Source organism: Rhodoferax sp. GW821-FHT07G04, from assembly GCF_059418585.1.
In genome coordinates this window covers 1,966,220-1,990,889 of sequence record NZ_JBWKQD010000001.1, presented here as the reverse complement: position 1 = coordinate 1,990,889, position 24,670 = coordinate 1,966,220, and the positions used below count along the sequence as shown (strand labels likewise).

The window sequence follows — 24,670 nt, the reverse complement described above, 5'->3', positions numbered from 1 at the left end:
AACTGGGGGTCTTATGCCAAAGAATCAACGGAGATAACACATATGAATTCAGACTTTGATCAGCTATCGCCAGACGCGCAGGCCTTGGGCACCGCGCGCGATTTCGCTGACGAGTTCATCGGTGTGCTCAAGAAGCAGCGGTCCATGCAGCACTTCAGCCGACAAGAGTTGACGCTGTTGGCCGAATACATGGAGTGTTTCGGCGTGGGACGCAAGTCCACCGTGATACACGAGGGCGATGAAGGCCACTTCCTGGCCATTCTGGTGACGGGCGCCGCACAGATTGTCAAATTCCGTGACGGGCAGGAAGTGGTGGTGCGCGAACTCAAGCCCGGCGAATTGTTTGGTGAAATGTCCATGATCGATGGCGAGCGCCGCGTGGCCAATTGCATCACCAAAGAACCCAGCGACTTTGCGTTTCTGACGCAGCAGAAGCTCAACGACATGCTGGCCGATCACCCGCGCCTCGGCAACAAGTTTTTGCTGATGCTGCTGGGGTTGACCGCGGCACGCCTGCGCCAGGCGCTGCATGTGGAGCCCTCGCAGCAGAGTACGGTTATTCCCTGCATATGAGCCGCCTTCCGACCCACCGCAACACAGCCCTGGCGTTGGCGCTTGGCATGGCGGTGGGTTGCGTCTGGGCACAACAGGAAAAGGATCCGGAGCGCTTGAAGCTCAAGGCCGGTGTCACGCGCACCGACGACAGCAACTATTTGCGCACGCCGGAGAGTAAATCCGTGGCGGACCGCATCGATAGCCAAACGCTGGATGTCAATGTGGCGTTGCCCCTGGGGCAACAGCGCGTGGAGCTGGAGGCTAATCTCCTGCACACCCAACACCAAACGCTGACCCAGTTCGATTTTGTTGGGCAAAACTATTTCGCCGCCTGGCACTGGAGTTTGTCGCCCACCGTCGTGGGGGTGCTCAGCACCAAACACACGGAATCATTGAATCCCACGGCTGACAGCGTGGATCCCAGCTTGCGCAACAAGAATGTGACCAATCTGGACAATCTGACGGTGGGCTATCTCTTGGGCGGCCCCTGGAATCTGCTGGCAGACTACTCCAAGGCCAATTCCAGTAATGAACGTGCGGTAGTGGGTGTGGCCGATCTGCAGTTTGAGTCGTATACGGCGGGGTTCAGCTATGCCCCAACACGCAACAACAGTCTGAGCTATGTGCGGCGTGTGGACAACGGCACCAACACCAGTGCGGTGACTGGCAATAGCGCGTACACCTACAACGGCCATGCTCTGCTGGCCACGTATGCGATCAACAGCAATACGTCATTCAAGGCTCGGCTGGCCTATCTGGAGCAGCGGTTTACGCCCGACCCCAAGCTGGACTTCAGTGGGATCACTGGTGGTTTCGAGGCGACTTGGCGCATCACCAGCAAAACCACCTTGGTCGGAAATCTGCAGCGCGACATCAACAGTTTTCAAACGCCAGATTCAACGTATGCGGTGACGGATGCAGTCAGCTTGGCGCCAACCTGGCAGGCAACCCCCACGCTTGCGGTGGGGTTGCAATTCAAGCAGAGCGTGCGGGATGCCTTGGGCAATACCCAAGGCGCCAACACCCGCCGCGACCGCACGAACGACACCGCAATGACCATGTCGTGGCAACCGCGCCGCTACATCAGTTTGCGAGGCTCCGTGACCCAATCCAATCGCAGTTCCAACGCCCCAGACCAGGACTTCAGTGCCCATGTAGTGCTGCTGGGCGCCCAGTTCATTTACTAATTCACTCCTCTATTGACACCATGCAAACTCGGATTTTTCGCTCCAACACCGCCCGTGCCATTGCTGTGGCCGTATTGCTTCCATTGCTCGTGGTCGGTTGCAACAAGAAGGACAAGGCCGCGACCCAGGCGGTTGCCATCGTAGACGGTGAAGAGATTTCGGTGCACCAAATCAACAGTGTGCTGTCCAAGGTCAATGGTGTGTCGCCAGACAGCCTGCCCAAGGTCAAGCGTGAAATCCTGGAAGGCTTGGTGGAGCAACAGCTTGCCATCAATCTGGCCACGAGCACCAAGCTGGACCGCAGCCCGGAAGTGGTCTCCGCCATCGAAAGTGCCAAGCGTGAAATCATTGCACGGGCCGCATTGGAGCAGATCCGCAATGCGCAACCCAAACCCACAGAAGACGAGGTCAAGGCCTATTTCACGGCCCACCCCGAACTGTTCAGCCAACGCCGCGTTTTCAATCTGCAAGAGATTGCGCTGGATAAGGCTACACCCAGGATGGACGAAGTGCGCAGCAAGGTGGCCGCGGCCAAGTCCATGGATGAGGTCGCCGACTGGTTGACCCAGCAAAACATTGGTTTCAAACCCAGTGCAGGTGCCCGCGCTGCGGAGCAAATCCCGCTAGAGGTGCTGCCCAAGCTGCACCAGTTCAAAGACGGTCAGTTGGGCTTGATTGAGGGCAATGAGGCGAACTTCATCCTGCGCGTGACCGCTTCCAAGTCGATGCCCATTGCCGAGGCGCAGGCGCAGCCCCGTATCAAGGTGTTCCTGGCCAACCAGCGCGGGGCTGAAGCGATCAAGCGTGAAAAAGAGGCCCTGAAGGCCAAGGCCAAGGTCGAGTATTTGGGTGAGTTTGCCGGTGGCGAGGCTGCCTTCAAGGCCGAGGCGGAAGCCAAGGCCAAGGCTGCTGCGGACGCCAAAGCCGCAGCCGAAGCCAAGGCCAAGGCCGACGCGGAGATGCTGGCTCAACAAAAAGTCGACGACCAGGCGCGGGCGCAGGCTGAAGCCGAGGCGCGATCCAAAGCCCGTGCGGAAGCCCGTGCCAGCAATGCCAAGGCTTCCGATGCCGGTGGTAGCGCCGCCAACATCAATCTCGAAAAAGGCATCAAGGGACTGAAATGAAAACAATGACACGCTTGCTGATGGGCGCGGCCATGGTCGCCATGGCATGGTTCACGCTGTCGACTCCAGCCCGGGCCCAGGACAGTCTGTTTGAAGACCGGCTCGGTCCCGGTGACATCATCCGTATCCAGGTATACCAGAGCCCGGACTTGACCCAGGAAACACGCATTCTGGAGTCCGGCCAGATCACGTACCCGCTGATTGGTGCTACCAAGGTGGCGGGGCTGACCATTCCAGAAGCTGAGGCGCTGATTGCCAAGGCCCTGAAGACTGGTGGATTTATCCAAACCCCCCAGGTCACGATTGCACAACTGCAGGTTCGCAAGAAGACGGTGACCGTTTTGGGTGCGGTGGGGCGCGCGGGTCTGTATCCCCTGGACGCATTGAACACGCGCCTGTCCAATATCTTGGCGGCGGCTGGTGGCATTGCGCCCGGTGGTTCCGACACGGTGATTCTGACGGGCAAGCGCGATGGCAAGCCCATGCGCCAAGAAATCGACGTGGCGGCCACCTATCTGGACAACAAGTTGGCCAACGACGTGCTGTTGGCCAGCGGTGACACCTTGTATGTGCACCGGGCACCCTTGTTCTACGTATACGGCGAGGCCGGTAAACCGGGGCCCTACCGTTTGGAGCGCAATATGACCGTGATGCAAGCGCTGGTTACGGCCGGTGGCCCTACCCAGCGGGGCACGGAGCGTAATCTGCGTCTCAACCGCCGCCAAAGCGATGGCAGCGTCAAGGAATCCAGGCCCGAGTTGACCGACTTGGTGCAGCCGGACGATGTGATTTACATACGCGAAAGCCTGTTCTAAAGCGGTGTGCGCATGAATCCCAAGCAGCTACTTTTCATACTCTTTGCCCACCGCTATGTGGCGGTGCTGGCTTTTGTGCTGGTATCCATTGCCGGTGTCGCATTGACTCTGCTGACCCCCAAAACCTACCAAGCGACTACCGATTTGCTGGTGGACAGCCGCGCCGATCCCATTGCCGGCGCTGTGACAAGTGGTACGAATTACCTTGCTACACAAATTGCCATCATTCAAAGCGAACGGGTGGCCATCGGTGTCGTCAAACGTCTGCGTGTGGCGCAGACCCCGTCCCTCATTGAACAATGGAAGACGGCCACACAAGAAAAGATCCCACTCGAAAACTACTACGCCGCTCTGCTGCGCAAGGGCTTGCTGGTCGAGCCCCTGCGTTCCAGCAACGTGATACGCCTGACCTTTGAAGGCACAGACCCGAAATTCGCCACCGCTGCGGTGAACACGTTTGCGCAGGCCTATCTGGATTTGACGGTGGACTTGCGGGTGGAGCCTGTGCGCCAGTATGCTGATTGGTTCGACGAGCGGTTGAAGAGCTTGCGCGCCAATGTGGAGTCGGCGCAGGCCAAGTTGTCCGCTTACCAGAACGAAAAGGGCATCATCGGCATTGACCAGCGTACCGACCAGGAGACGCAGCGCCTGGACGCGTTGACCGCCCAACTGCTGGCGGTGCAAGGCGAAAACCTGGCTATCGGTAGCCGTGAGAAGAACTCTGGTGGAGAGCAGTCCCCCGACATTCTTGCCAGCAATTCGGTGGCCAGCATCAAGGCCCAGCTCAGCCAGGCGGAGGCCCGCCTCAGCGAAATGCGCATCAGCCTCGGCCCCAATCACCCCATGCGCATCCAACTGGAAGGCCAGATCGCCGAATTGAAAGAACAGCTCGGACAGGAAATGCGCCGCGTGACGGGTGGCACCACGGTCGCACGCAGCACGGCGAATATGCGCGAGGCAGAACTGCGTGGCTTGGTCGCCGCGCAAAAGGCCCGCGTGCTGGCACTGCGGCAAGAGCGCGACCAGATATCCGTGCTGGCCCAGGACGTGGAGGCAGCCAAAGCCATGTACGACTCGGTGCTGAAGCGTACCAACCAGCTGAATCTGGAGAAGCAGTCCGACCAGGCCAACGTGACGGTATTGAGCCCTGCGATTGAGCCCGACATTCCATTCAAACCCAACCGCCCCAAGTATTTGGCGGCTACCTTCCTGGGTGCTTTGGTTGCGGCCCTGGGCGCTGCTCTGGGGATCGAATTGTTGAATCCCAAAGTACGCGTTCTGGAGGATATCCTGGTCGACGATGTGCCCGTGCTGGGAACCATAGAACGTCGGAATCCCAATTATTCCTGGCGACAACGCATTGTGTTGTTCGGAAAGTTTTTCACACTCCGCAAGAAGCGTAAAGCGATGCATGCGGCCAGCCGAGCGGCGAGTTTGTCATGAGTGATTCGCAATTTCCTTCCTCACTGTTTCCCAGCGACATCGATATGGATGTTGAAAGCATAGAGCGCAAAACGGGGTCCAAGCGGTCCCTGGGACAGATCCTTGTCGATGCCAAGGTTCTGACCCCCGAGAATGCCCAGCGCATCATTGAACTGCAACGCGAAAAGAAAATCCGTTTTGGTGAAGCCGCCATTCAGTTGGGCTTGATGAGCGAGGGTGACATTCACTATGCGCTGGCGCACCAGTACGAATACAGTTACCTGCCACGCACAACGGGCCAGCATACCGATGCCGAATTGGTAGCGGCGTATCAGCCCTTCAGCCATGAAGTGGACCAGTTGCGCACCATACGGTCCCAGTTGATGCTGCGCTGGTTTGACCAACACAAAGGCCATGCGATGCTGGCTGTGGTTGGGGCCGGACGCGGAGATGGCGGCAGCTATCTGGTGGCCAATTTGGCCATTGTGTTCGCCCAGATGGGAGAACGTACGCTGCTGATAGACGCCGACATGCGCGCGCCGCGCCAGCATGCGCTGTTCCAGCTCAACAACCAAATTGGATTTTCCAGCCTGCTGGCCAGCCGCGCGGATGTGGCAAGTGCAGTGCACCGCATTCCGTACATCAAGAACTTGGATGTGCTGCCCGCGGGCCCGATTCCGCCCAACCCCCAGGAGCTATTGAACCGCCCCAACCTGACCAAGTTGTTTGATTGGGCCGGAAAGACCTACGACATTGTGTTGATTGATACCTCGGCGCTGGCCAGTGGTGCGGATGCCATCATGGTAGCCAGCAAGGCCGGCACGGCGTTGGCCGTTGCCCGTGCCCAGGCGACCGGCACCAACGCCTTCAAGAATCTGGTTGCGGAACTGAAGCGCGCCAGTGTGCATGTGGTGGGGTCCGTTCTGAATGCGCCGCCGTTGATTGATGTTGCGCCTTAGCTTGTCGGTGCAAGCCACGGCAGGTAGGAGGCGGCAATATGCCTGAATACGTCCGGGCGCTTGTCTTCATTCTGGTGTTGGGGACTGTGGTCTTTGCTTTGGCCAAGGCACCTGCAACGGCACTGGCGATGCAGGCCGACGACTTCGTGCGCAGGCGTAATGCGTGGTTCGGTATCACGCTGGCGGGGTTTTTGTCGCAAAACTACTGGGTGTTCGTTGCGGTCGCCGGTCTTGTGATCTACCAAGCGGCCAAGAAGGAGCGCAATCCTATAGCCTTGTTCTTCTTTCTGGTGCTGGCATTGCCGCAGATCAAGGTGGAAATACCCGGGTTTGCCGGCATACGTTATTTCTTTGCCATCGATTACGTGCGCCTCTTGAGCGCCATTGTGCTTGTGCCAGTCTGTTGGAAGGCCAGAAAGCAAGCGGTCGCGCAAGGCGGCAAAGCCTATTTGTCCGACAAAATTCTCGCCATCTACATCGTACTCAATCTGGTGCTCCAGTCGCAGTATGACGTGGGAACCAACGTGGCGCGCTCGGCCCTGGCCTGGGGCATCGATGTTGTGGTGCCCTATTACGCCATCAGTCGGTCGTTGAAGGAAGTAAAGGACTTCAGGGATGCCTTGATGAGCTTTGCCGTGGCCGCCATGTTGGTGTCGCTGGTGGGGGTCTTCGAATTCTTGCGGCACTGGATTCTCTATGCATCCGCAGGTAGCGCGCTGGGGGTGGAGTGGGAGCCCGGGTATCTCGCGCGCGGGGAGTTTCTGCGCGCATCAGCAACCAGTGGCCAGTCCATTGTGATGGGATATGTGCTGGCCATAGCGATTGGGTGCTTTCTGGCGCTACGCCGCTCCATCCCAAAGGGCTTCATGTATGCGCTGGGCCTGCTCCTACTGATTGCGGGTATTGTTGCGCCCTTGTCGCGCGGTCCCTGGGTTGGATTGGTTTTGATTCTGCTGGTTGTCACGTTGACAGGCGAAAAACCTGTGCGGCGTCTACTCAGATTTGGATTGATGGCGTTGCCAGCGGGTGTCGCGTTGCTATTTACCGACTATGGGCAGAAGGTAATAGATTACTTGCCCTTCGTCGGCACGGTGGACAAGGAGAATGTGACTTATCGGCAGAACCTGTTTGATACGTCTTCTCAAATTATTCTGGACAATCCACTTTTCGGATCAACCGACTACTTGCTCCATATGGAAGAGTTGCGCCAGGGGCAAGGCATCATTGACTTGGTCAATACCTACCTGATTGTTGGGCTCAACACTGGTTTTGTCGGCTTGGGCCTGTATGTGTCATTTTTCCTGCTGATCCTGTTTGCCGCGTTCAAACAAATGTTCAGATTGCCGATGGCTTCTGAAGCGCATGTATTTGGGCAAAGCCTGTTGGCTGTATTGATCGGTGCCTTGACTATCATCGCGACCGTAAGCCCGATTTACCATGTTCCCCTGTTGCTGTGGTCGCTTGCGGGCATGTGCTTGGCGTATTCCGCATCCAATCGTTTGATGCCTCGACTCTAAAGGGCATGCCCACGTTTGCTAGTTGGGTGGCGGCGGCGGGACATCAAACGCAGCCGCGACCAGTTCGGCGGGACGAGGCTGCGGTTTGAAGTATCCGTGCACAGCCTTCAATGTATGTTCGATGGTTGGAAACAGGGCAATCAGCGCTGTGATCCCTGCCCGTAGCCGGGAGAGACTCAGCGCGCGCTTGAGGGATGCCAAGATTTCTGGCGATGCACCCGACTGCTCCAACACGGCAATGTTTTCGGCAGCAAAAAGCATGTCGTTGGCCTTGTGCAGCTTCAGACGGCTAACGGCTTTAGGTGACAGTGTGTTGGGGAATGACGTGGCTCTATCCAATGCATTCACCGCGATCAAACTGATCATGGTGCGGACGCATTTGCTACAAACACCGCAGTTGTAGACCCCGCCACTAGACATCCAACACACACGTAACGCCGGTAGGGCAATAGGGTCCTCGGCGATGCGCTGAATCTTCTGCACGCGGGTGGCATCGCAGCCATCGTGCACAAACCGCAGGCGATCGCTGCTCCAGTGATAGTCGACCACGGGGTGGCTTGCCCAGGGAAACAAGCCCTGGTAGGTATGGGAGGACGCGATATAGATTTTGTGAAAATCTTCGGACAGCAGATGTCCAACAGTTGCCAGCACCGCCCCGTGCGCCTGGGTACCCCAGTCCAGGCGGGCACGCTCGATGGCTGCGCGCAGATTGGTCTGGACCACGACCAAGTTCTTCCCGAACTGGGTGGCCACATCGCGGGCCGCTGCCTCCGTAACCGCTGCTTGCTTGGTATCCGATAGTGGAATGTCCATGCCGAGAACGAGGATCAGGTCTGTGATTTCCTCACGGTGCTTGAGCAAGGTGTACAGAGAGTCGGCGCCACCGGAAAAGAAGGCCCCAACGCGCGTTCCGATCTTCGCCGGGATTGCTGTGGGCATGCGTGGGGCGTCCACCGGGGGCAGCGGCGCAAAACCAAACCACTGCTGAAAAATGACGCCGATGTGTTGCAGTCCCTGCTGGTATTTGGCGGAGATGGGGCGGTCCACTTGCAGACACGCGCGCGCTTGCATAGCCAGCATGGCAGCTGCAGAAGCCAGCGCTTCGCCATTCAAGGCAATAGAGGCTCCTGAAGCGCTAAAAAAATACCGTGCGTTGCCAATCGCGATGGCAACGACATTGTGCTGTTCTGCAATGCTTTCGACTCTTAAGGTTTGCAAGGGCATATGTGGAGGATGCTAGAAAAGAAAACGCTGCAAGACGGTTCCCAGGAGCAAGCCTATAAGCAGAGCCCCCAGCGACCGCGCTTCGCGCAGTGGGGAGAGGAGCTTCTCCCGCGCCATCCCAAACCACAACACGGCAAAAACCGGTATCTCGGTAGTGGCGACCACCCACACAACCCCGACGATGCCGCCGCTATGCCAAGCCAGCGGAATGCCGAGCAATATCCAGCTAGCGCGGCAGGCGTTCTGTATCACTGCGAATTTGGGTTTGCCCAGGGCGAAGAGGCAAGCCTCACTGGTGCTCAGCACGGCAATCATCAGCAACCGGACGCACAATATTTGCAAAATCCAGCCGGCCGCCTGGTAGCGAGAGTCGTACATCAACGCTACGACGGGACTTGCGATGACCATCAATACGGCAATGGGCAGCACGATGACAAAATCGAAACCCAGGCGGGTCTTGTAAAACACCTCCTTCAAGCGGTGGCGATCCTGGTTGATGACCCGGCTTAGAGCGGGGTATAGCACCGCATTATTCAGCTTGCCGATCACGCCACTCACAATCTCGCTGATCATGATGGCAATGCTGTAGACACCCAGCATCTTGACATCCAGATAGTGGCCCAGCAGCATGCGGTCGCCTTGGGTGTAAATCAAAAAGATGATGCTGCTGAGAAACACCCACTTTCCGAAATGAAAAATGTCATGGACCGCCTCACGGTCCCATGCAAATCGATTCCTCGCACCCGGAAGCAACAGATGCGAGGCCGCCAAGAAGTACACGGCGCTGGCAAGGGCGGCACCAATCATGGCGCCCACCCCAGGTCTGAAGTAAGCCCAAACCACAATCACCAACAACCCAATCACCTCGTTGCTGAGTTCGATAAAGGTCAGCCGTCCATAGACCATCTGGCGTTGCTGGCTGTACACATTCGTTGAGTTGAAACCATTGATAGCCACGGTTAATCCAGCCAAAGGAACCAGCCACACCAGATCCGGCATCTTGTACCCGTAGGAAACCGGATAAGCGATCACACAAGCCACGACGAGAATCATGAAGCCGCGGAGCACTTTTGCCGTCCACAAGGTGTTGATGAAGCTCGGTTCGCGGGCTCTTTCATGGCGAATCGCCGCAGCAGCCAGCCCGGCATCTGACAGCATGGTCAACACATACAGGACTGACCATACGATGGCCATCACGCCATAGGCCTCTGGAAACAGCATCCGCGTCAGGATCAAGCTCTTACCAAGGCGGATCAATTGTCCCGCACCCACACTCAGCAAGGTCCAAGAAGATCCGGTCAGGACAGCCCGCTTCAGGGACGGGGTGCGTTGATTCATGGGTATGGGTGCCTCAAACTTGTATCGAATTGAAAAAGTGCCACCGTTTTTACGGGTTCAACGGGTCATAGGTGCAAGGGGTCGATGATAATTCCCTGTTACCCGCTGCTGCGCGCGCAAATCCCCACGGCATGATTGACGTTTCCACCATCATCGTTAGCTACAACACTGAGAATCTGCTGCGTGAGTGCATGGACAAGCTGCGCGCCGCAGCCCAAGGTTTGCGGGTGGAAGTCGTATTTGTAGATAACGCCTCCAAGGACAATTCAGTCGAACTGATCCAGCGAGAGTTCGCTGATTGTCCTCTTATTGTCAACAGCCAAAACATTGGCTTTGGACGTGCCAATAACCAAGCCTTGGCCGCCATCAGTGGCCGGTATGTATTGCTGCTCAATACCGATGCATTTGTGCCCCCGGAGGCTTTGACCGAGACGGTTGCCTACATGGATGCGCATCCGCAGTGTGGAATTCTAGGTACACGGCTCGAGGGACGTGACGGTGTGCTGCAGCCCAGTTGCCGGTACTTCCCAACACCATGGAATATTTTTCTTCACCGAACGGGTCTCAATCGGCTGTTCAGCGGTGTTCGCATGGTGGACGATATGGACTGGGCCCATGATGCAGTGCGCACCTGCGACTGGGTCGTTGGTTGCTACTACCTGGTCCGCAAAGAGGTGATTGCGCAAGTCGGTCTGTTTGACCCTCGGTACTTTTTGTACTTCGAGGAGGTGGACCATTGCTTTGCGGCCAAGAAGGCCGGGTGGGACGTGGTGTTCTATCCCCACACGCCGGTGGTTCACCTCGGTGGGGAAAGTGCCAAGTCCGACGGCGCGATCACCCCAGGCGGTAGGCAGTTGGAGGCCTTGCAGGTAGAGAGTGAGCTTCTGTATTTCCGGAAGAACCATGGACGGGCTGCTGTGTGGGGCAATGTATTGCTCACCGTGCTGGCTGACGGTATCAACGCTTTCAAACGCATCTTCAAACCTGGGGTCGCATTGGACGCCATAGCGGCTTGGAATCACACCGCCCTGGTGTGCTCCACGTTTGTGCGCACGCGCTGGGCTACCCAGCCAACCCGGTAGTGGACAGCATGGTTCAGCACAATGGTGCCAAACTGGTCGTGGTTGCCATCGGTCGAAATGAAGGCGATCGACTGAAGACCTGCCTTGCATCGGTTCTGAAGACCGGGTTGGCACGGGCGGTGGTGTATGTAGATTCAGGTTCCAGTGACGGCTCTGCAGACTACGCTCGGGGCTTGGGCTGCCAAGTCGTGGATCTGGATATGTCCCTCCCATTCACTGCAGCCCGCGCACGCAATGCCGGCTTCCAGCGAGCCATCCAGGTCGAGCCAGAAGCTGCTTATGTGCAGTTCATTGATGGCGACTGCGAGTTGCTACCCGACTGGCTTGGCGCGGCCCAATCCACCATGCAAAGCAACCCCGCAGTCGCGGTAGTGTGTGGGCGGCTTCGGGAGCGCTTCCCCGAGAAGAGCATCTATAACCAAGTCTGCGACAACGAGTGGAACACCCCCGTTGGCGAGGCGAAGGCCTGTGGCGGCATTGCGCTATTTCGCGTTGTGGCGTTCGAGTCCAGCGCGGGCTTTTTGGAAACACTGATTGCGGGAGAGGAGCCGGAGCTCTGTATCCGCCTGCGCGCTGCGGGCTGGAAGATTTTGCGGATCGACCAGGACATGGCCTTGCACGACGCGGCCATGCTGCGCTTTCGCCAATGGTGGGCCCGATCCAAGCGGACAGGTTACGCGTTCGCAGAAGGTGCGGCGCTGCATGGCAAGCCGCCGGAACGGCACTGGGTGCGTGAATCGCGCAGTGCCTGGTTGTGGGGAGCGGGCATTCCCGCGACGGCAATCGTGTTGGGTGCCGCCGCCAGCCCTTGGTGCTTGGCGTTGCTATTGGCATTTCCTGTGCAGGTGCTGCGGATTTACATGCGCATGCGCAGCACCCTGCCGGGTGCCGGATGGTATGCGACCTTGCTGGTCGTGGGCAAAGTGCCGGAGGTCCTGGGCCAATTCCAGTTCCTGCTGAACCGCGTTCTGGGCAAGCGTGCCATATTGATCGAGTACAAGTGATGTTTTATTGCACGCCATGACCACACGCATTGCCTATTTCATCAACCAGTACCCCAAGGTCAGCCACAGCTTTATCCGACGGGAAATTCTGGCGCTGGAGCGCCAGGGATTTGAGGTGCAGCGCATTGCTCTGCGTGGTTGGGCTGACGTGGTTGCGGATCCCGAAGACCTGGCCGAGAAGAGTCGCACGCAATATGTATTGCAGGGCGGTGTACTGCCTTTGGTATGGGCTGCGTTATGCACCCTGTTCAAAGCGCCCCTGCGTTTCTGGTCGGCGCTGGTCCTGGCGGCAAAAATGTCGCGTCATGCGGATCGATCACTTCCTTACCATTTGATCTACTTGGCTGAAGCCTGTCGCATACTGCCCTGGCTGCATCAACAGGGCGCAGGTCATATCCATGCCCACTTCGGTACCAACAGCGCCGAAGTCGTCATGCTGGTCAACGCGCTTGGGGGGCCTGGGTATAGCTTTACCGTGCATGGCCCCGAAGAGTTTGACAAGCCGCAGTTCATTCATCTGGGCGAGAAAATACGCCGGTCCCAATTTGTGGTCGCTATCAGCTCCTTTGGTCGCAGCCAGCTGTACCGTTGGGTGGATCACACCCAATGGCCCAAGATCCATGTCGTGCATTGTGGGCTGGAAGCCTCCTTTCATAGCGGACATCCCACCGACCCGCCCGATGTACCGCGCCTGGTTTGCGTGGGGCGCCTGTGTGAACAGAAGGGGCAATTGTTGCTGGTGCAAGCGCTCGCCAGCCTGCGGCAGCGTGGCATTGCCTGTGAGTTGGTGCTGGCGGGAGATGGTGAGATGCGCGCCGAGGTAGAGGCACTCATCGTCCAAAATGGTTTGCAAAAGCAGGTACGCATCACAGGGTGGATCAGCAGTACCCAGGTGCGCGAGGAACTGCTGGCCGCACGGGCCCTGGTCTTGCCAAGTTTTGCCGAGGGCTTGCCGGTCGTCATCATGGAGGCCATGGCATTGCGCCGCCCGGTGCTGACGACGGCGGTGGCGGGCATACCAGAGCTGGTCAGCCACGGGGAGGTCGGTTGGTTGTTTTCTGCGGGTGCTGTTGATGCATTGGCGCAGGCCATGGAACATTGCCTTGCCACCCCCACCGCCCGATTGGCGGAAATGGGGGCTGCAGCGCACACACGCGTATTGCAGCGACATTCCATTGATACCGAGGCTGCCAAACTGGCGGAGCTTTTGCAGAGAGCCGGGATATGACCGTTCTGTCGAGCGCACTGCTAATCGTGACCCTGGTGCTGCTGGTGCCCTGTATGGTGCTGCTGGTGCAGGTGCTGGCTGCTTGGCTTGCCATCGAAAAAAACGAAAAAATGCCGCGGGATCCCGTTGAGGCCAGCCCCGAGCGTCTTGAGGTATGCCTGCTGATGCCTGCCCACAACGAGGCCGCCGGTATTGCGACTGTGTTGCAAGCGCTGTTGCCCCAACTGAGGTCGGGTCGACGGCTGCTGGTGGTCGCAGACAACTGCACCGACGCCACTGCAGATATCGTTCGGGCATGCGCAGGCTCGTCGGGGTTCGTGGAAGTCATAGAGCGGCATAACGACCAACTGCGTGGCAAAGGCTATGCGTTGGACCATGGGGTGCGGCATTTGGAACGCAATCCACCGGATATCGTGGTGGTCGTAGATGCGGACTGTCTGCTCTCACCCGGTGCAGTAGACACGCTGGCCCGCCAATGTGCAGCATCGAACAGACCGACGCAAGCACTGTATTTGATGCGGTCCCCGGTGGGGGCTGGCGTAAAGACTCGACTGGCTGAGTTGGCTTGGTTGGTCAAAAACAAAGTGCGCGCTCTGGGTTATCACCGGCTGGGGTTGCCGTGCCAGTTGATGGGGACCGGTATGGCTTTCACTTGGCCGCATATCAGTCAAGCGAAGCTCAGCACAGGCCACATTGTTGAAGATATGCAGTTGGGAATTGATTTGGCCTGCCAAGGTGTAGCCCCCATTTTTTGCTCCGACGCACTGGTGACCAGTGCGTTCCCGGTTGCAACGGAGGGCTTGCAAACCCAGCGCACCCGCTGGGAGCACGGGCATTTGGGTGTCATCGTTACACAGGTGCCTAGGCTTCTATGGCAAGCCTGTACCAGCGCCAATGGCTCTTTGCTGGCCATGGCACTGGATCTCTGCGTGCCGCCGCTGGCGTTGCTGGTTCTATTGACCGTAGGCACAGGTGTGGCTGGCATGGCACTGTCTGGGTTGGGCGGAAGCGCATTGCCCGCGCTGCTATCCGGCTTGATGATCACCATGCTCGGATTGGCGGTCTTGTTGGCCTGGTGGCGCTTTGGACGCAGCATCATCAGCCTGAGGCAGTTGTGCCATGTGCCTCTTTATGTCTTGGCAAAGGTCCCGTTGTACTTTTACTTTTTGATCAAGCGGCAAAGCGCTTGGGTGCGCAGCAAGCGCGATGGTGAGCTATGAAGAGCCAGGCTCCCGACTTCAATCGCAACGTCCATTCTCTATTGGGCCTGCCTTTCGATGCCATCACGCTGGACGATGCGGTGGCCCGCATCCGCATGGCGATAGATAACCGGACGCCGTGCTTTGTTTCCACGCCCAATCTCAATTTTTTGATGGCTGCCCAGAAGAACGCGGCCTTTCGGGACTCTGTCGTCCACAGTGACCTGAGCCTGGCCGACGGCATGCCGGTAGTCTGGCTTGCACGACTCATGGGAATTCCCATTCCCGAGCGGGTGGCAGGGTCGGATGTATTTGAGGCATTGCGCAATGGCCATGGCAAGCCGATCAAGGTCTATTTCTTTGGCGGGCCTCCGGGCATTGCTGAGCGGGCCGCGCAGCAGATCAACACCGAGCACAAGGGCATGGAATGCGTGGGCTTTGAGTCGCCCGGCTATGGATCGGTGCAGGACATGAGTAGCGCTAGCACCCTTGAAAGGATCAATCAATCGGGCGCGGACTTTCTGGTTGTCTCTTTGGGGGCTGCCAAGGGACAAGCCTGGATTGAACACAATTTGGAGGCTCTCAACGTTCCCGTTGTCAGCCATTTAGGCGCAGTTGTTAACTTCGTCGTGGGAAGTGTGCAGCGTGCGCCACGTTGGATGCAGAAAACGGGATTGGAGTGGCTGTGGCGGGTGAAGGAAGAGCCGGAGCTGTGGCGACGCTATTTCAATGATGGTCGTGCGCTGCTCAAGTTGTTGGTGACCAAAATCCCCTTGGGCTTGCGCTACCGCTGGCAGTTCAAGAGCATCGCCCACGGGGATCAAAATACACCTTCTTTCAAGTGCATAGAGTCTGCGGATGGGACGCACTTGCAGTTGTTCGGAAACTGCACACAGGAAAATGTTTCGGCATTCCGAGCGGCCTGCACCCGATGGTGTGAGTCCGGGAAAGATTACACGATCGATACCAGCAATATCTGCTACATCGACACTGCATTCCTAGCTCTGCTGCAGATGCTTCAGGCCCATGGCCTGAGGCGTGGTAAACCCATACAGTTTGTGTCTGCATCGAATACGAGCCGGCACAGCCTTCATATCCGTAGCGAAATAGGCCTGCCAACCATGGCGCTTACCCTCCCCCACTGACTGAATTGATTGACCGACAACTCCCATGCACGCAGTAAAAAATTTGGAAGAGTATCTGACCCAGTTCTCCGGGCAAACGGTGGTGTACTGCCCTAATCCTGGCAATGCTGGCGACGGCATCATTGCCAATGCGACGTACCAGCTTTTCGACAAACTGAATATCCAGTATGAATATGTATCAACGGACGTCGGCTTGCAAGCCACCGCCGGTAAGGTCGTGGTGTATGGAGGCGGTGGTAACCTGGTCCAGCCCTACCCCAATGCGCGCGATTTCATAGAGAGGCACCATCAGAGCGCGGCCAGGCTGGTGGTATTGCCCCATACGATCCGGTCGTATCCGGAGTTGTTCGAGCAGATGTCCGCCAATGTGGATCTCTTCTGCAGAGACCTGCCATCCTACGAGTTCATGTCGGGTACCAAAACCCGCGCAAATGTCTATATGGCACACGACGTGGCATTGCACAGCAATGTTGATCTGACGCTGCAATACCGATCAACGCACGCCAAAGAATGTCGCGATGGGGTTTTGCTCTCTCGCAGAGCAAAGCGAGGTATCCGTAAGGCATTCCACAGCGTTCGCAATGTGCACCATCCCAAGATTCTCAATGTTTTTCGGGAGGACGTAGAGCGAACATCTGTCGCTATTCCGTTCTCAAATGTAGACCTCTCGCAAACTTTGTGCGGACTCGATATGTCGCCATTCCATGCGCGTGAAACAGCCAATGTTTTCTTTGATTTCATCAATCGGCATGATGTGGTGAACACCAACCGACTGCATGTTTGCATCGCCTCATTGTTATTGAACAAGGAAGTGCATTTCTATGACAACTCCTATGGCAAGAACATGTCAATCTTCAACTTCTCGTTGAAAGACCGGTTTAAGAAGTTGACAATGCATGCAACCTAGGTATGGTCGCACCGCACCTGCCAGATTCAAATCCTCGAGTGCTGTGAACACTTGACATCAACCTTCCCACCATGATTTCCAACAATACATTTCTCGCTTGCTTTGACAAGGTATTTGTCATCAACTTGGTTGAGCGAACCGATAGGCGCAAGGCAATTGGCAGCGAGCTGGATTGGCTAGGGGTGTCCGATCGAGACAAGATAGAGATTTTCCCGGCGGTCAAGCCCAAGGATGCCGGGGGATTTCCCAGCATAGGCGCGCGTGGCTGTTTTATGAGCCATCTTGAAATCCATCGCTTGGCCCGTGACCGCGGCATGAAAAGAATTTTGATTGTTGAAGACGATTTGATGTTCAACAACTTTCTCAAGAGGCACCAGGAAGCGGTTGCGCGACACGTCCAAGCCGATGGCTATGACATCGTTTACCTGGGCCACATGGTGGATTGCGAGACCGGAGGGGCCTTGCGATTTGAGAAGTATGAAAAGCCGCTGATGCAGTCACACTTCATCGCTTTCCGTGGTGATGTGATTGCGCACTTGGTCAACTGCTTTGAAGCCATGCTGGAACGCCCGCCTGGCCATCCGGATGGTGGACCGATGCATGTCGATGGCGCCTATTCCACTTTCCGCATGCAACATCCCGAATGCGTGACGCAGATCGCGGTGCCCAATCTGGGGTTTCAGCGCCCATCGCCCAGCGATATCGCCGGGTTTCGATGGTTTGACAAGATCATCGGGTTGAAGACTCTGGCGGCGGCAATGCGCAGACTGCGCATCCTGTGGTTGCGCTACGCATAGGCCTGGTTTGCGGATCGGAGAACGTCACGGGCATCAACTGCCTTTGCCGAAGCTGGGTCGTACGGATGCAATCCAGGGGTTCGCGCGGGTGCGATGAACGAAAGCACCTTTGAGTTTGAGTGCATTCTTCTCCAGTAAGTGCCAAGACAAAATGGCCATGGTCAGTGTGAAGACAGAAGACAGACTCACCATTGCCAGTACCGAAACACCAGGCGACAAAGCCGCAATGGCTTGCTGAATAGGGAATGCGTAGATATACACGCCGTATGAATAGTCCCCCATCCGGTTGTAGCGTCTGATCGGTCCTGAAGGGACGTAGACCAAAAAGAATACGGTGTACGCGAGCGTCATGACGTAGAAGGCAAAGAAAAGTCTTCTGTCGAGTTGAGCCGTCATCAGCAAACCGATTACGCAAATCCAAAATGCCGTGCGCGAGAGGGTGATTTTGTGTTTCAACACGTAAAAGCCTGCGCCACTGAAGAACATGAAGAAGAGTTTCATGAACCACCCTTCGATTTCAGTATCGAACAGCAAGTGGCCCGTCAGAAGGATTACGCCTGATGCGGTCATCGCCGTCAGGATGGCGAGTTTGAACAGTTTCGCCCGGTCCGCTATCCATGCGCCCAATGCGAGCCACACTGCAAGCAGAATGCCGTACATGTAAATCTCGTATGGCATAGTCCACAGCGATCCGTTGACTGCATTTTTCAAGGGATTGAAAGGGAAGACGCCCGGCAGCGTCCATCCGACATCAAAAACGAGAGTGGCACATTTCAAGAAATAGGAGTAAGTCTTGGGTGCGGTGAGATAGGTGAACAGCGAGAGTGATGTGAAGTAACTGCCCAGTACAAAGACGACGAGCAACAACATCACAATCAATGCGGGGAATATTCGCAGCACGCGCGCCCAGAAAAAAGCGATCGCACTTTGTGTCTTCAGAAGGCTTGCAGTAACCAGAAAGCCGCTGATGATGAAAAATATGTCGACGGACATAGAACCTAACGTCATACCAAGACTGCCGCGGAGCGGCTCGGCATTTGCGTTGCCTGTCGATAGTGCAAAGCTGTGTGTTACCAGCACGGCAAATGCAGCGACGATGCGCATCAAATGGAAATTGTTGTCGGAATGGCCTGCGTATGCTGCTAGTTTCATGGAATCTCAAAATTAGAAAGGCTCTGAAGCTCCTCGGCTAAGAGAAAGTGTAGAGCAGGCCTTGCGCCTAACACCGCTAGATATAACTCCTTACAACCATTCAATGCAACAACTCAAACACTTGTTACACCGTTGCGGTATTCGCATAGCGCTTAGCCTGATCGTATTGTCCACTGCACCAATGGCTTGGGCGCAAACGTCGTCCACCTACATTGCCAGCGTGGACGAGAAGACCGGCCTGCCCATGCTTGTCAAAAATGGGGTGAATGCGATGACGCCCTCTTTTGCATTCTGGGGCGCCAAATGGTCCTGGGCAGGCCTTGAAACAGGAGCGGGTGTCAAGGTGGTTGCTCCATACCATTACAGCTTGGTGGGCAAGAGCAAACCACTGGACGTTGACCTCGTGGCCGATATTCAGAAGCCTTCCGCTCGGCAATTGGTCTGGGCGCTGAACTTGGAGGCCCATGGTTCACGTCCGGAGGTGATTGGCGGGGGCATGGTTTTCAAGTTTGATCTGGCCAACTTTGGTACGGAAATGGGGGAGCCTGCCTTGTTACCCGACAACCGCGGGTGGGTCTGGGGACGCGACGGCAAGGCGCGACTTGAGATGCGTTTCGAGCCCCCGTTGGCGAGCGTCTATTTCGAGCAGGACAAGAAAACCGAAGTCCGGGCCTTTTTCTACAAGAATGCCATCGCACAGGGCAGACTCCAACATACGATTACGCTGACCGTGTCTGGTGACATGGGCATAGGCCCCACTGCAGGTGAACGCTTCGGATTGACGGACCCGTCGACTTGGCCGACAGACACCGTGGACTGGAAGACCGCACCTGTGGACCTGGCCTTTTTGAACGCAACCGAAGCGCCGGCCGGTAAGCGCGGCTTCGTGAAGGCGGTGGGTGAACGACTGCAGTTTGCCGATGGCAGTCTCGCCCGTTTTTGGGGCACCAATATATCGGCCTATACCTTGTTCGGCACACCGAAAGAGGCCGTGCGCGAGCAGGCCCAACGCCTGTCCAAGCTGGGATTCAACCTGGTTCGGTTGCATCACCACGATTCGCCCTGGGTAACGCCCAATGTGTTTGGAGACGCCAAGGTGGTGACCGACACCCGACGACTCAATGCGGAGGCCATGGACAAGCTGGACTGGTGGATCAAATGCCTGAAAGACGAAGGTATTTACATCTGGATGGACCTCCATGTGCAACGCGCCTTCAAGGCGGCCGACAACATCTTTGGTTTTGACGAAATCCGCAAAGGCAAAGAAGTGGCCGATCTCAAGGGCTATAGCTATGTGAACCCCAGCATCCAGAGCGCGATGCAGCGCTTCAATGAAGCCTATGTCACGCACGCCAACCCCTACACCGGCAAAGCCTACAAGGATGAGCCGGCGATTGCAGCGATGCTGATCACCAACGAGAACGACATCACCCACCACTTTGGCAATTCCTTGCTGCCCGACAAAAAGGTGCCGGAACACAACCGCCTGTATACCGCCGAAGCCGATAGCTTTGCCCGCGCCCAGGGGCTTCCCAAAGACAAGGTGTGGCGATCCTGGGAATATGGCCCTTCCAAACTGTTTTTGAACGATCTGGAACGACGGGTCAACGCAGAGATGTTGGCCCAGCTGCGCGGCCTGGGCGTGCAAGTGCCCATTGCCAGCACCAGCACCTGGGGTGGCAATCCCCTGAGTTCTCTGCCGGCATTGACGGTGGGCGACATCATCGATGTGCACGCCTATGGCGGCCTGGGGCAGTTGGAAAAAAGCCCGCTGACTGCGCCCAATATCGCGCACTGGATGGCGGCGGGACAGGTGGCCGGCAAACCCATGACGGTCAGCGAGTGGAATGCCGAGCCCTTTCCCACACCGGACCGCCATACCCTGCCGCTGTTTGTGGCTGGTATGGCCAGCCACCAAGGGTGGGATGCCCTGTTGCAATACGCCTACTCGCAAGAGCCGATCAGAGGGCCAGGCAGCGCCTCCAACTGGCATGCCTACAACGATCCCGCGCTATTGGCCATGCTGCCCGCCGCGGCACTGATGTACCGCCAGGGCCATGTACACGAAGCGACGAGCACCTATGTCTTCGATCCTGGCGCCGAAATGCTGTTTCAGCAACCACTGTCACCGGCCAATGCGGTGGCCTTGCGCACGGCCGCCGAGGTGGGCAAGTTGGTGGTGGCCATGCCAGCTACCCCGTCACTGCCGTGGCTGAGCAGAAGCACCTGGCCATCGAACGCCCAGGTGCTACGCAACCCCGTAGCGTCGGTGGTGGAACCGGACGCGTCGCAGGCGACCAGCGATACCGGGGAACTTGTCCACAACTGGGCGCGTGGAACCTACACCATCAACACCCCGCGCACCCAGGCGGCGATGGGATGGTTGGGCGCGGAAGCCGTGCGCCTGCAAGACATTGGCATCAAGCTTCGCACGCCCAATGCCAGCATCGCGGTCCAAAGCCTGGACGGCGCGCCCATTGCACAATCCAGAAACCTGATGCTGTCTTTGGGCAGCCGCGCGGTGCCCCCAGCCAACAAGCAACCCCCCTTTCATGTCGAGCCACTGGAAGGCGAGTTGCAGGTTCGCGCGCCCAAGGGACTGAAGCTGACCAAGCGGGATGCGCAACAGCAACTCAAAGAGGTCCCCGTGAATTACCGGGATGGTGTCTACACCATCAAGCTGGACGCCAAACTGCAATCGAATTGGTTGTTTTTGCGTGCGGCACAATAGATAAAAACGCAATGGTCACAGGAAGGAAAACCCGATGGATTTGAGACGAAGCAAGCTGCAGGGCTTGGCCGCGCTGCTGAGCGCTTGCTTGGTGGCTTGCGGCGGGGGCGGAGGGGGTGGGGCAGCGCCAACGCAGAGCAACAGCCCGACGACACCCATTCCCATCGTGTCGCAGCAGCGCGTGGGTGTGGGGGTCGGTGCCTTGAGCTATTACGACCGCAGCTTCGCCATGGCCGATGCGGCCCGCCATGCCCAGCCCAGGGGGCTGGATTGGTCGTACGACGTGGCGGCCGACGCCAACGGCAACCCAGGCCGCGATTTTCAACTGATTTATTCATCCACCAAGATCGGCGCCGGGACCTACAAGCTGCAATTCAGCGGGCGCGCCACGGTCACGGCCGGCGGTGCCGGCAACGTGCAAAACGCCAGCTATGACGCCGCCAGCAACACCAGCAAGGCTGATCTGGTGCTGTCCAGCGATGTCTCCGGCAATGCCTGGCTGGTCTTCAGGGACACTTACCGCAGCAGCACCTCCACCAAGGGAGACGGTGTCAGCAACATCCGCTTGTGGCGACCCGGCTATGCCACCGATGGCTCGGCACTGTTTACCACCGAGTTCCTGGCGGCCATGCGCAAGTTCAAGCTGATACGGGGCATGGATTTTGTCAGCGCCAACACCAACCCGCAGTCCACGTGGAGCGAGCGCACCAAACCCAATTTCTTTGGCTTTACCGGGGACAGCGGCCAGAGCTGGGAGTTGCTGATAGCGCTGGCGAACGCGAGCGACCGCGACGTCTGGTTGAATGTGCCGGTGCGTGCGGATGACGACTACATCCGCAAACTGGCGCAGTTGGTTAAGTACGGCAGTGACGGCGTCACACCCTACAGCGGCCCCCAGGCCAACCCGGTGTATGCACCGCTGAAGCCCGGCCTGCGGGTCTATGTGGAGTATGGCAACGAGGTCTGGAATTTCGGCCCGGGTTTCAGAGGCTTTGGCTGGGCACTGGAGCTGGCCAGTGCGCGCAAAGGCGACACCACGCACCCCATAGCGTTTGATGGCCCGCAGTCGGACCAATACCTGGCACTGCGGCGCTGGATTGCCTACCGCTCTGCCTTCATCAGCCTGAGCTTTAGAGATGTATTTGGCGATGCGGCCATGATGGGTACGGTGCGTCCCATTCTTGCCAGTCAGGTGGGCAATGCCAACACCTACCTATCGACTGGCTTGGCATGGGCACAAGCCTTCTACGGACAAGTGCGTCCTTCCACGCCGCTGAACCCCGTTGCTCGGTCGCCTAGCGATCTTTGGTATGGCGGCGGTGGCGCTGCCTACTACGAATCAAGCTTGGATCCCAAGGAGGCCAGTGCAGGCAGCTTGGATGGCTATTTTGCCAACCTGCCGACGCCTGCGTTTGCCAAGAGTTCGGTGACAGACTCCATCTGGGTGCACGCCTATGGCCTGAAATACGTGGCCTATGAAGGGGGGCCTGGCCCCGGGGGGAGCAACGCAACCGGAACAGTGGCGGGGGCGGCCATTTCGCCTGTCTTCAACAACGACGCGCGCATGAAGGACCGCATGCTGCTGGCCCAGGACATCTGGGACCAGGCGGGTGGTGACGAACTGGTGTACTACGTCTACAGCAGCTCTGCACCCTGGAGCTTCACCAACGAGCTGACGCCGCAGACCGTGTCCGACACCAGCTCCGTGAAGCTGCAGGCGGTAGACGCGATCAATGCCAAATCCAAGCCCGCCGTGACCTTGGGCACGCTCGTGCCTGCAACCGTGAATCTGAAGTCGGCCGCTTCCCAGACCATTGGCTCTGATGCGGCCGACTGGGCGGTAAACGGCTCCAGCTATCTGTTGCGGCCCGCGGCCGCCAGTCCCTACATCATGGTGCCTTTGCGTACCTCTGCGGCGGGCAGTTACAAGGTCTCGCTCAACATCGCGACCAAGGTCACTGGTTCGGTCGCGCTCTATGCCAATGGCAGCAGCGTGGGAACCATTGCATTGGCACCCGACGCCACAGACACCGCGACGGTCAGCTCCAAGTTGACAGTAGCCTTGCCGGCAGGCCTGTCCGTGCTGCGCCTGGAATCACCCAAAGGCTTGGCCGATATTTTTGTCAAGGACGTGGTGGTCGAATGAGTGGTATGGATAAAAACATCTTGGTCACCGGCGGTGCCGGCTATATTGGCAGCCACACCTGTGTGGAGTTGCTGAACGCAGGCTACGCGGTCACCGTGTTCGACAACTACTGCAACAGCAAGCCGGAGGCCTTGAACCGTGTGGAGCGCATCACCGGCAAGTCTGTGGCCCGCGTGCAGGGCGATGTGCGGGACCGTGCAGCGCTGGAGGCTGCGCTGCGCAACAGTGGCGCCACGGCCGTCATCCACTTCGCGGGCCTGAAAGCCGTTGGTGAGTCGGGTGAGAAGCCGCTGGCCTATTACGACAACAACGTCGTCGGCACGCTGCGTCTGTTGGAAGCCATGCAAGCCTGTGGCGTCAAATCAATGGTGTTCAGCTCGTCTGCCACCGTCTATGGCGCGCCCCAGTTTCTGCCCTATACCGAGGCCCACCCCTTTGCCCCCACCAACCCCTATGGCCGCACCAAGCTGATGGTGGAAGACATCCTGCGTGACGCCTTTGCCAGCGATGCCAGTTGGCGCTTCGCTATCCTGCGCTATTTCAACCCGGTGGGTGCGCACGAGAGCGGGCTGATCGGTGAAGACCCCCAAGGCGTGCCCAATAACCTGATGCCGTTTGTGGCCCAGGTGGCGGTTGGCCGGCGCGAATACCTCAGCGTGTTTGGCAATGACTACGAAACTCCGGACGGTACCGGTGTGCGCGACTACATCCATGTCACCGACCTGGCCGAGGGCCATTTGCGGGCGCTGCAGTGGATGGCGGGCGCTGGCAATGGTCTCTGCCAGGCTTTCAACTTGGGCGCCGGCATTGGATATAGCGTATTGGAACTGGTCCGTGCGTTTGAGGCGGCCAGCGGTAAATCCGTGCCTTACCAAATCAAGCCGCGCCGTGCCGGCGATCTGGCGGGTTTCCACGCCAATGCCGATTTGGCACTGCAGAAACTCGGCTGGCGGACCACGCGCGATCTGCAAGCCATGTGCGCCGACACCTGGCGCTGGCAAAGCAACAACCCGCAGGGTTACCCCGAAGCGGCCTGAGCTGCGCAGCAGTTGTGCGCTGCAACATAGTGTCACAACTTCGAATAAGAACTGCCATCTGCCAGCGGTAAACTCGCGGCCCGAGGTCGCCTTAGCGGGCG

At 57.8% G+C, this 24,670-nt stretch carries 20 protein-coding genes; 17 read left to right on the top strand and 3 right to left on the bottom strand.

Annotated features, from left to right (window positions below):
* Positions 1 to 42: 42 nt before the first annotated feature.
* The 7 genes from AC07OO_RS09150 to AC07OO_RS09120 are packed head-to-tail and all read left to right on the top strand — an operon-like array spanning position 43 to position 7,579.
* On the top strand, positions 43 to 573 hold the full coding sequence (locus AC07OO_RS09150; RefSeq protein ID WP_495081734.1) for a cyclic nucleotide-binding domain-containing protein: 531 nt from the start codon (positions 43 to 45) through the stop codon (positions 571 to 573).
* Complete coding sequence (locus tag AC07OO_RS09145) at positions 570 to 1,742, top strand: outer membrane beta-barrel protein (protein WP_495081733.1); 1,173 nt, start codon at positions 570 to 572, stop codon at positions 1,740 to 1,742. Before AC07OO_RS09150 ends, AC07OO_RS09145 begins: the two co-directional genes overlap by 4 nt.
* 20 nt (positions 1,743 to 1,762) lie before the next feature.
* Positions 1,763 to 2,866: an EpsD family peptidyl-prolyl cis-trans isomerase gene (locus AC07OO_RS09140; protein ID WP_495081732.1), complete on the top strand. Its 1,104-nt coding sequence runs from the start codon at positions 1,763 to 1,765 to the stop codon at positions 2,864 to 2,866.
* Positions 2,863 to 3,681, top strand: a complete 819-nt coding sequence (gene epsE / locus AC07OO_RS09135; protein WP_495081731.1) for a polysaccharide export protein EpsE — start codon at positions 2,863 to 2,865, stop codon at positions 3,679 to 3,681. Before AC07OO_RS09140 ends, epsE begins: the two co-directional genes overlap by 4 nt.
* A gap of 12 nt (positions 3,682 to 3,693) precedes the next feature.
* On the top strand, positions 3,694 to 5,124 hold the full coding sequence (locus tag AC07OO_RS09130) for a Wzz/FepE/Etk N-terminal domain-containing protein (protein WP_495081730.1): 1,431 nt from the start codon (positions 3,694 to 3,696) through the stop codon (positions 5,122 to 5,124).
* Positions 5,121 to 6,062, top strand: a complete 942-nt coding sequence (gene epsG, locus AC07OO_RS09125) for a chain length determinant protein tyrosine kinase EpsG (RefSeq protein WP_495081729.1) — start codon at positions 5,121 to 5,123, stop codon at positions 6,060 to 6,062. The genes AC07OO_RS09130 and epsG overlap by 4 nt, the downstream gene beginning before the upstream one ends.
* A 38-nt stretch (positions 6,063 to 6,100) precedes the next feature.
* Positions 6,101 to 7,579 carry an O-antigen ligase family protein gene (locus tag AC07OO_RS09120; protein WP_495081728.1) on the top strand — a complete coding sequence of 493 codons (1,479 nt, stop codon included), beginning with the start codon at positions 6,101 to 6,103 and terminating at the stop codon, positions 7,577 to 7,579.
* Positions 7,580 to 7,597: 18 nt separating this feature from the next.
* Here the strand turns inward: AC07OO_RS09120 and AC07OO_RS09115 are convergent, their stop codons facing one another.
* Both AC07OO_RS09115 and AC07OO_RS09110 read right to left on the bottom strand, forming a co-directional pair.
* Positions 7,598 to 8,803 (bottom strand): hypothetical protein, encoded by a 1,206-nt coding sequence (locus tag AC07OO_RS09115; RefSeq protein ID WP_495081727.1) that lies wholly within the window; start codon positions 8,801 to 8,803, stop codon positions 7,598 to 7,600.
* Positions 8,804 to 8,815: 12 nt separating this feature from the next.
* A complete protein-coding gene (locus AC07OO_RS09110; protein ID WP_495081726.1) occupies positions 8,816 to 10,141 on the bottom strand; it encodes an oligosaccharide flippase family protein in 1,326 nt (441 codons plus the stop codon).
* 131 nt (positions 10,142 to 10,272) lie between these two features.
* On the opposite strand from AC07OO_RS09110, the gene AC07OO_RS09105 reads away from it, so the two are divergent.
* From AC07OO_RS09105 to AC07OO_RS09075, 7 genes are all read left to right on the top strand, one after another.
* A complete protein-coding gene (locus AC07OO_RS09105) occupies positions 10,273 to 11,223 on the top strand; it encodes a glycosyltransferase family 2 protein (protein ID WP_495081800.1) in 951 nt (316 codons plus the stop codon).
* Positions 11,224 to 11,231: 8 nt separating this feature from the next.
* Positions 11,232 to 12,227: a glycosyltransferase family 2 protein gene (locus AC07OO_RS09100; RefSeq protein ID WP_495081725.1), complete on the top strand. Its 996-nt coding sequence runs from the start codon at positions 11,232 to 11,234 to the stop codon at positions 12,225 to 12,227.
* A gap of 16 nt (positions 12,228 to 12,243) precedes the next feature.
* Positions 12,244 to 13,455: a glycosyltransferase family 4 protein gene (locus AC07OO_RS09095; RefSeq protein WP_495081724.1), complete on the top strand. Its 1,212-nt coding sequence runs from the start codon at positions 12,244 to 12,246 to the stop codon at positions 13,453 to 13,455.
* Positions 13,452 to 14,675: a glycosyltransferase family 2 protein gene (locus AC07OO_RS09090; protein WP_495081723.1), complete on the top strand. Its 1,224-nt coding sequence runs from the start codon at positions 13,452 to 13,454 to the stop codon at positions 14,673 to 14,675. Before AC07OO_RS09095 ends, AC07OO_RS09090 begins: the two co-directional genes overlap by 4 nt.
* Positions 14,672 to 15,799: a WecB/TagA/CpsF family glycosyltransferase gene (locus AC07OO_RS09085; protein ID WP_495081722.1), complete on the top strand. Its 1,128-nt coding sequence runs from the start codon at positions 14,672 to 14,674 to the stop codon at positions 15,797 to 15,799. The genes AC07OO_RS09090 and AC07OO_RS09085 overlap by 4 nt, the downstream gene beginning before the upstream one ends.
* 25 nt (positions 15,800 to 15,824) lie before the next feature.
* Complete coding sequence (locus AC07OO_RS09080; RefSeq protein ID WP_495081721.1) at positions 15,825 to 16,706, top strand: polysaccharide pyruvyl transferase family protein; 882 nt, start codon at positions 15,825 to 15,827, stop codon at positions 16,704 to 16,706.
* A 71-nt stretch (positions 16,707 to 16,777) separates the two neighbouring features.
* Entirely contained in the window at positions 16,778 to 17,503 is a 726-nt protein-coding gene (locus AC07OO_RS09075; protein ID WP_495081720.1) for a glycosyltransferase family 25 protein, read from the top strand.
* A gap of 33 nt (positions 17,504 to 17,536) precedes the next feature.
* On the opposite strand, the gene AC07OO_RS09070 is transcribed toward AC07OO_RS09075, so the two are convergent.
* Complete coding sequence (locus tag AC07OO_RS09070; protein ID WP_495081719.1) at positions 17,537 to 18,655, bottom strand: acyltransferase family protein; 1,119 nt, start codon at positions 18,653 to 18,655, stop codon at positions 17,537 to 17,539.
* A gap of 181 nt (positions 18,656 to 18,836) precedes the next feature.
* Here AC07OO_RS09070 and AC07OO_RS09065 point away from each other — a divergent pair, with 181 nt between their 5' ends.
* From AC07OO_RS09065 to galE, 3 genes are read left to right on the top strand one after another with little or no spacing between them, the layout of a single operon-like run.
* Complete coding sequence (locus AC07OO_RS09065; protein ID WP_495081718.1) at positions 18,837 to 21,386, top strand: hypothetical protein; 2,550 nt, start codon at positions 18,837 to 18,839, stop codon at positions 21,384 to 21,386.
* A gap of 34 nt (positions 21,387 to 21,420) precedes the next feature.
* Positions 21,421 to 23,532: a hypothetical protein gene (locus tag AC07OO_RS09060; protein ID WP_495081717.1), complete on the top strand. Its 2,112-nt coding sequence runs from the start codon at positions 21,421 to 21,423 to the stop codon at positions 23,530 to 23,532.
* 5 nt (positions 23,533 to 23,537) lie between these two features.
* A complete protein-coding gene (galE, locus tag AC07OO_RS09055) occupies positions 23,538 to 24,569 on the top strand; it encodes a UDP-glucose 4-epimerase GalE (protein WP_495081716.1) in 1,032 nt (343 codons plus the stop codon).
* Positions 24,570 to 24,670: the final 101 nt, after the last annotated feature.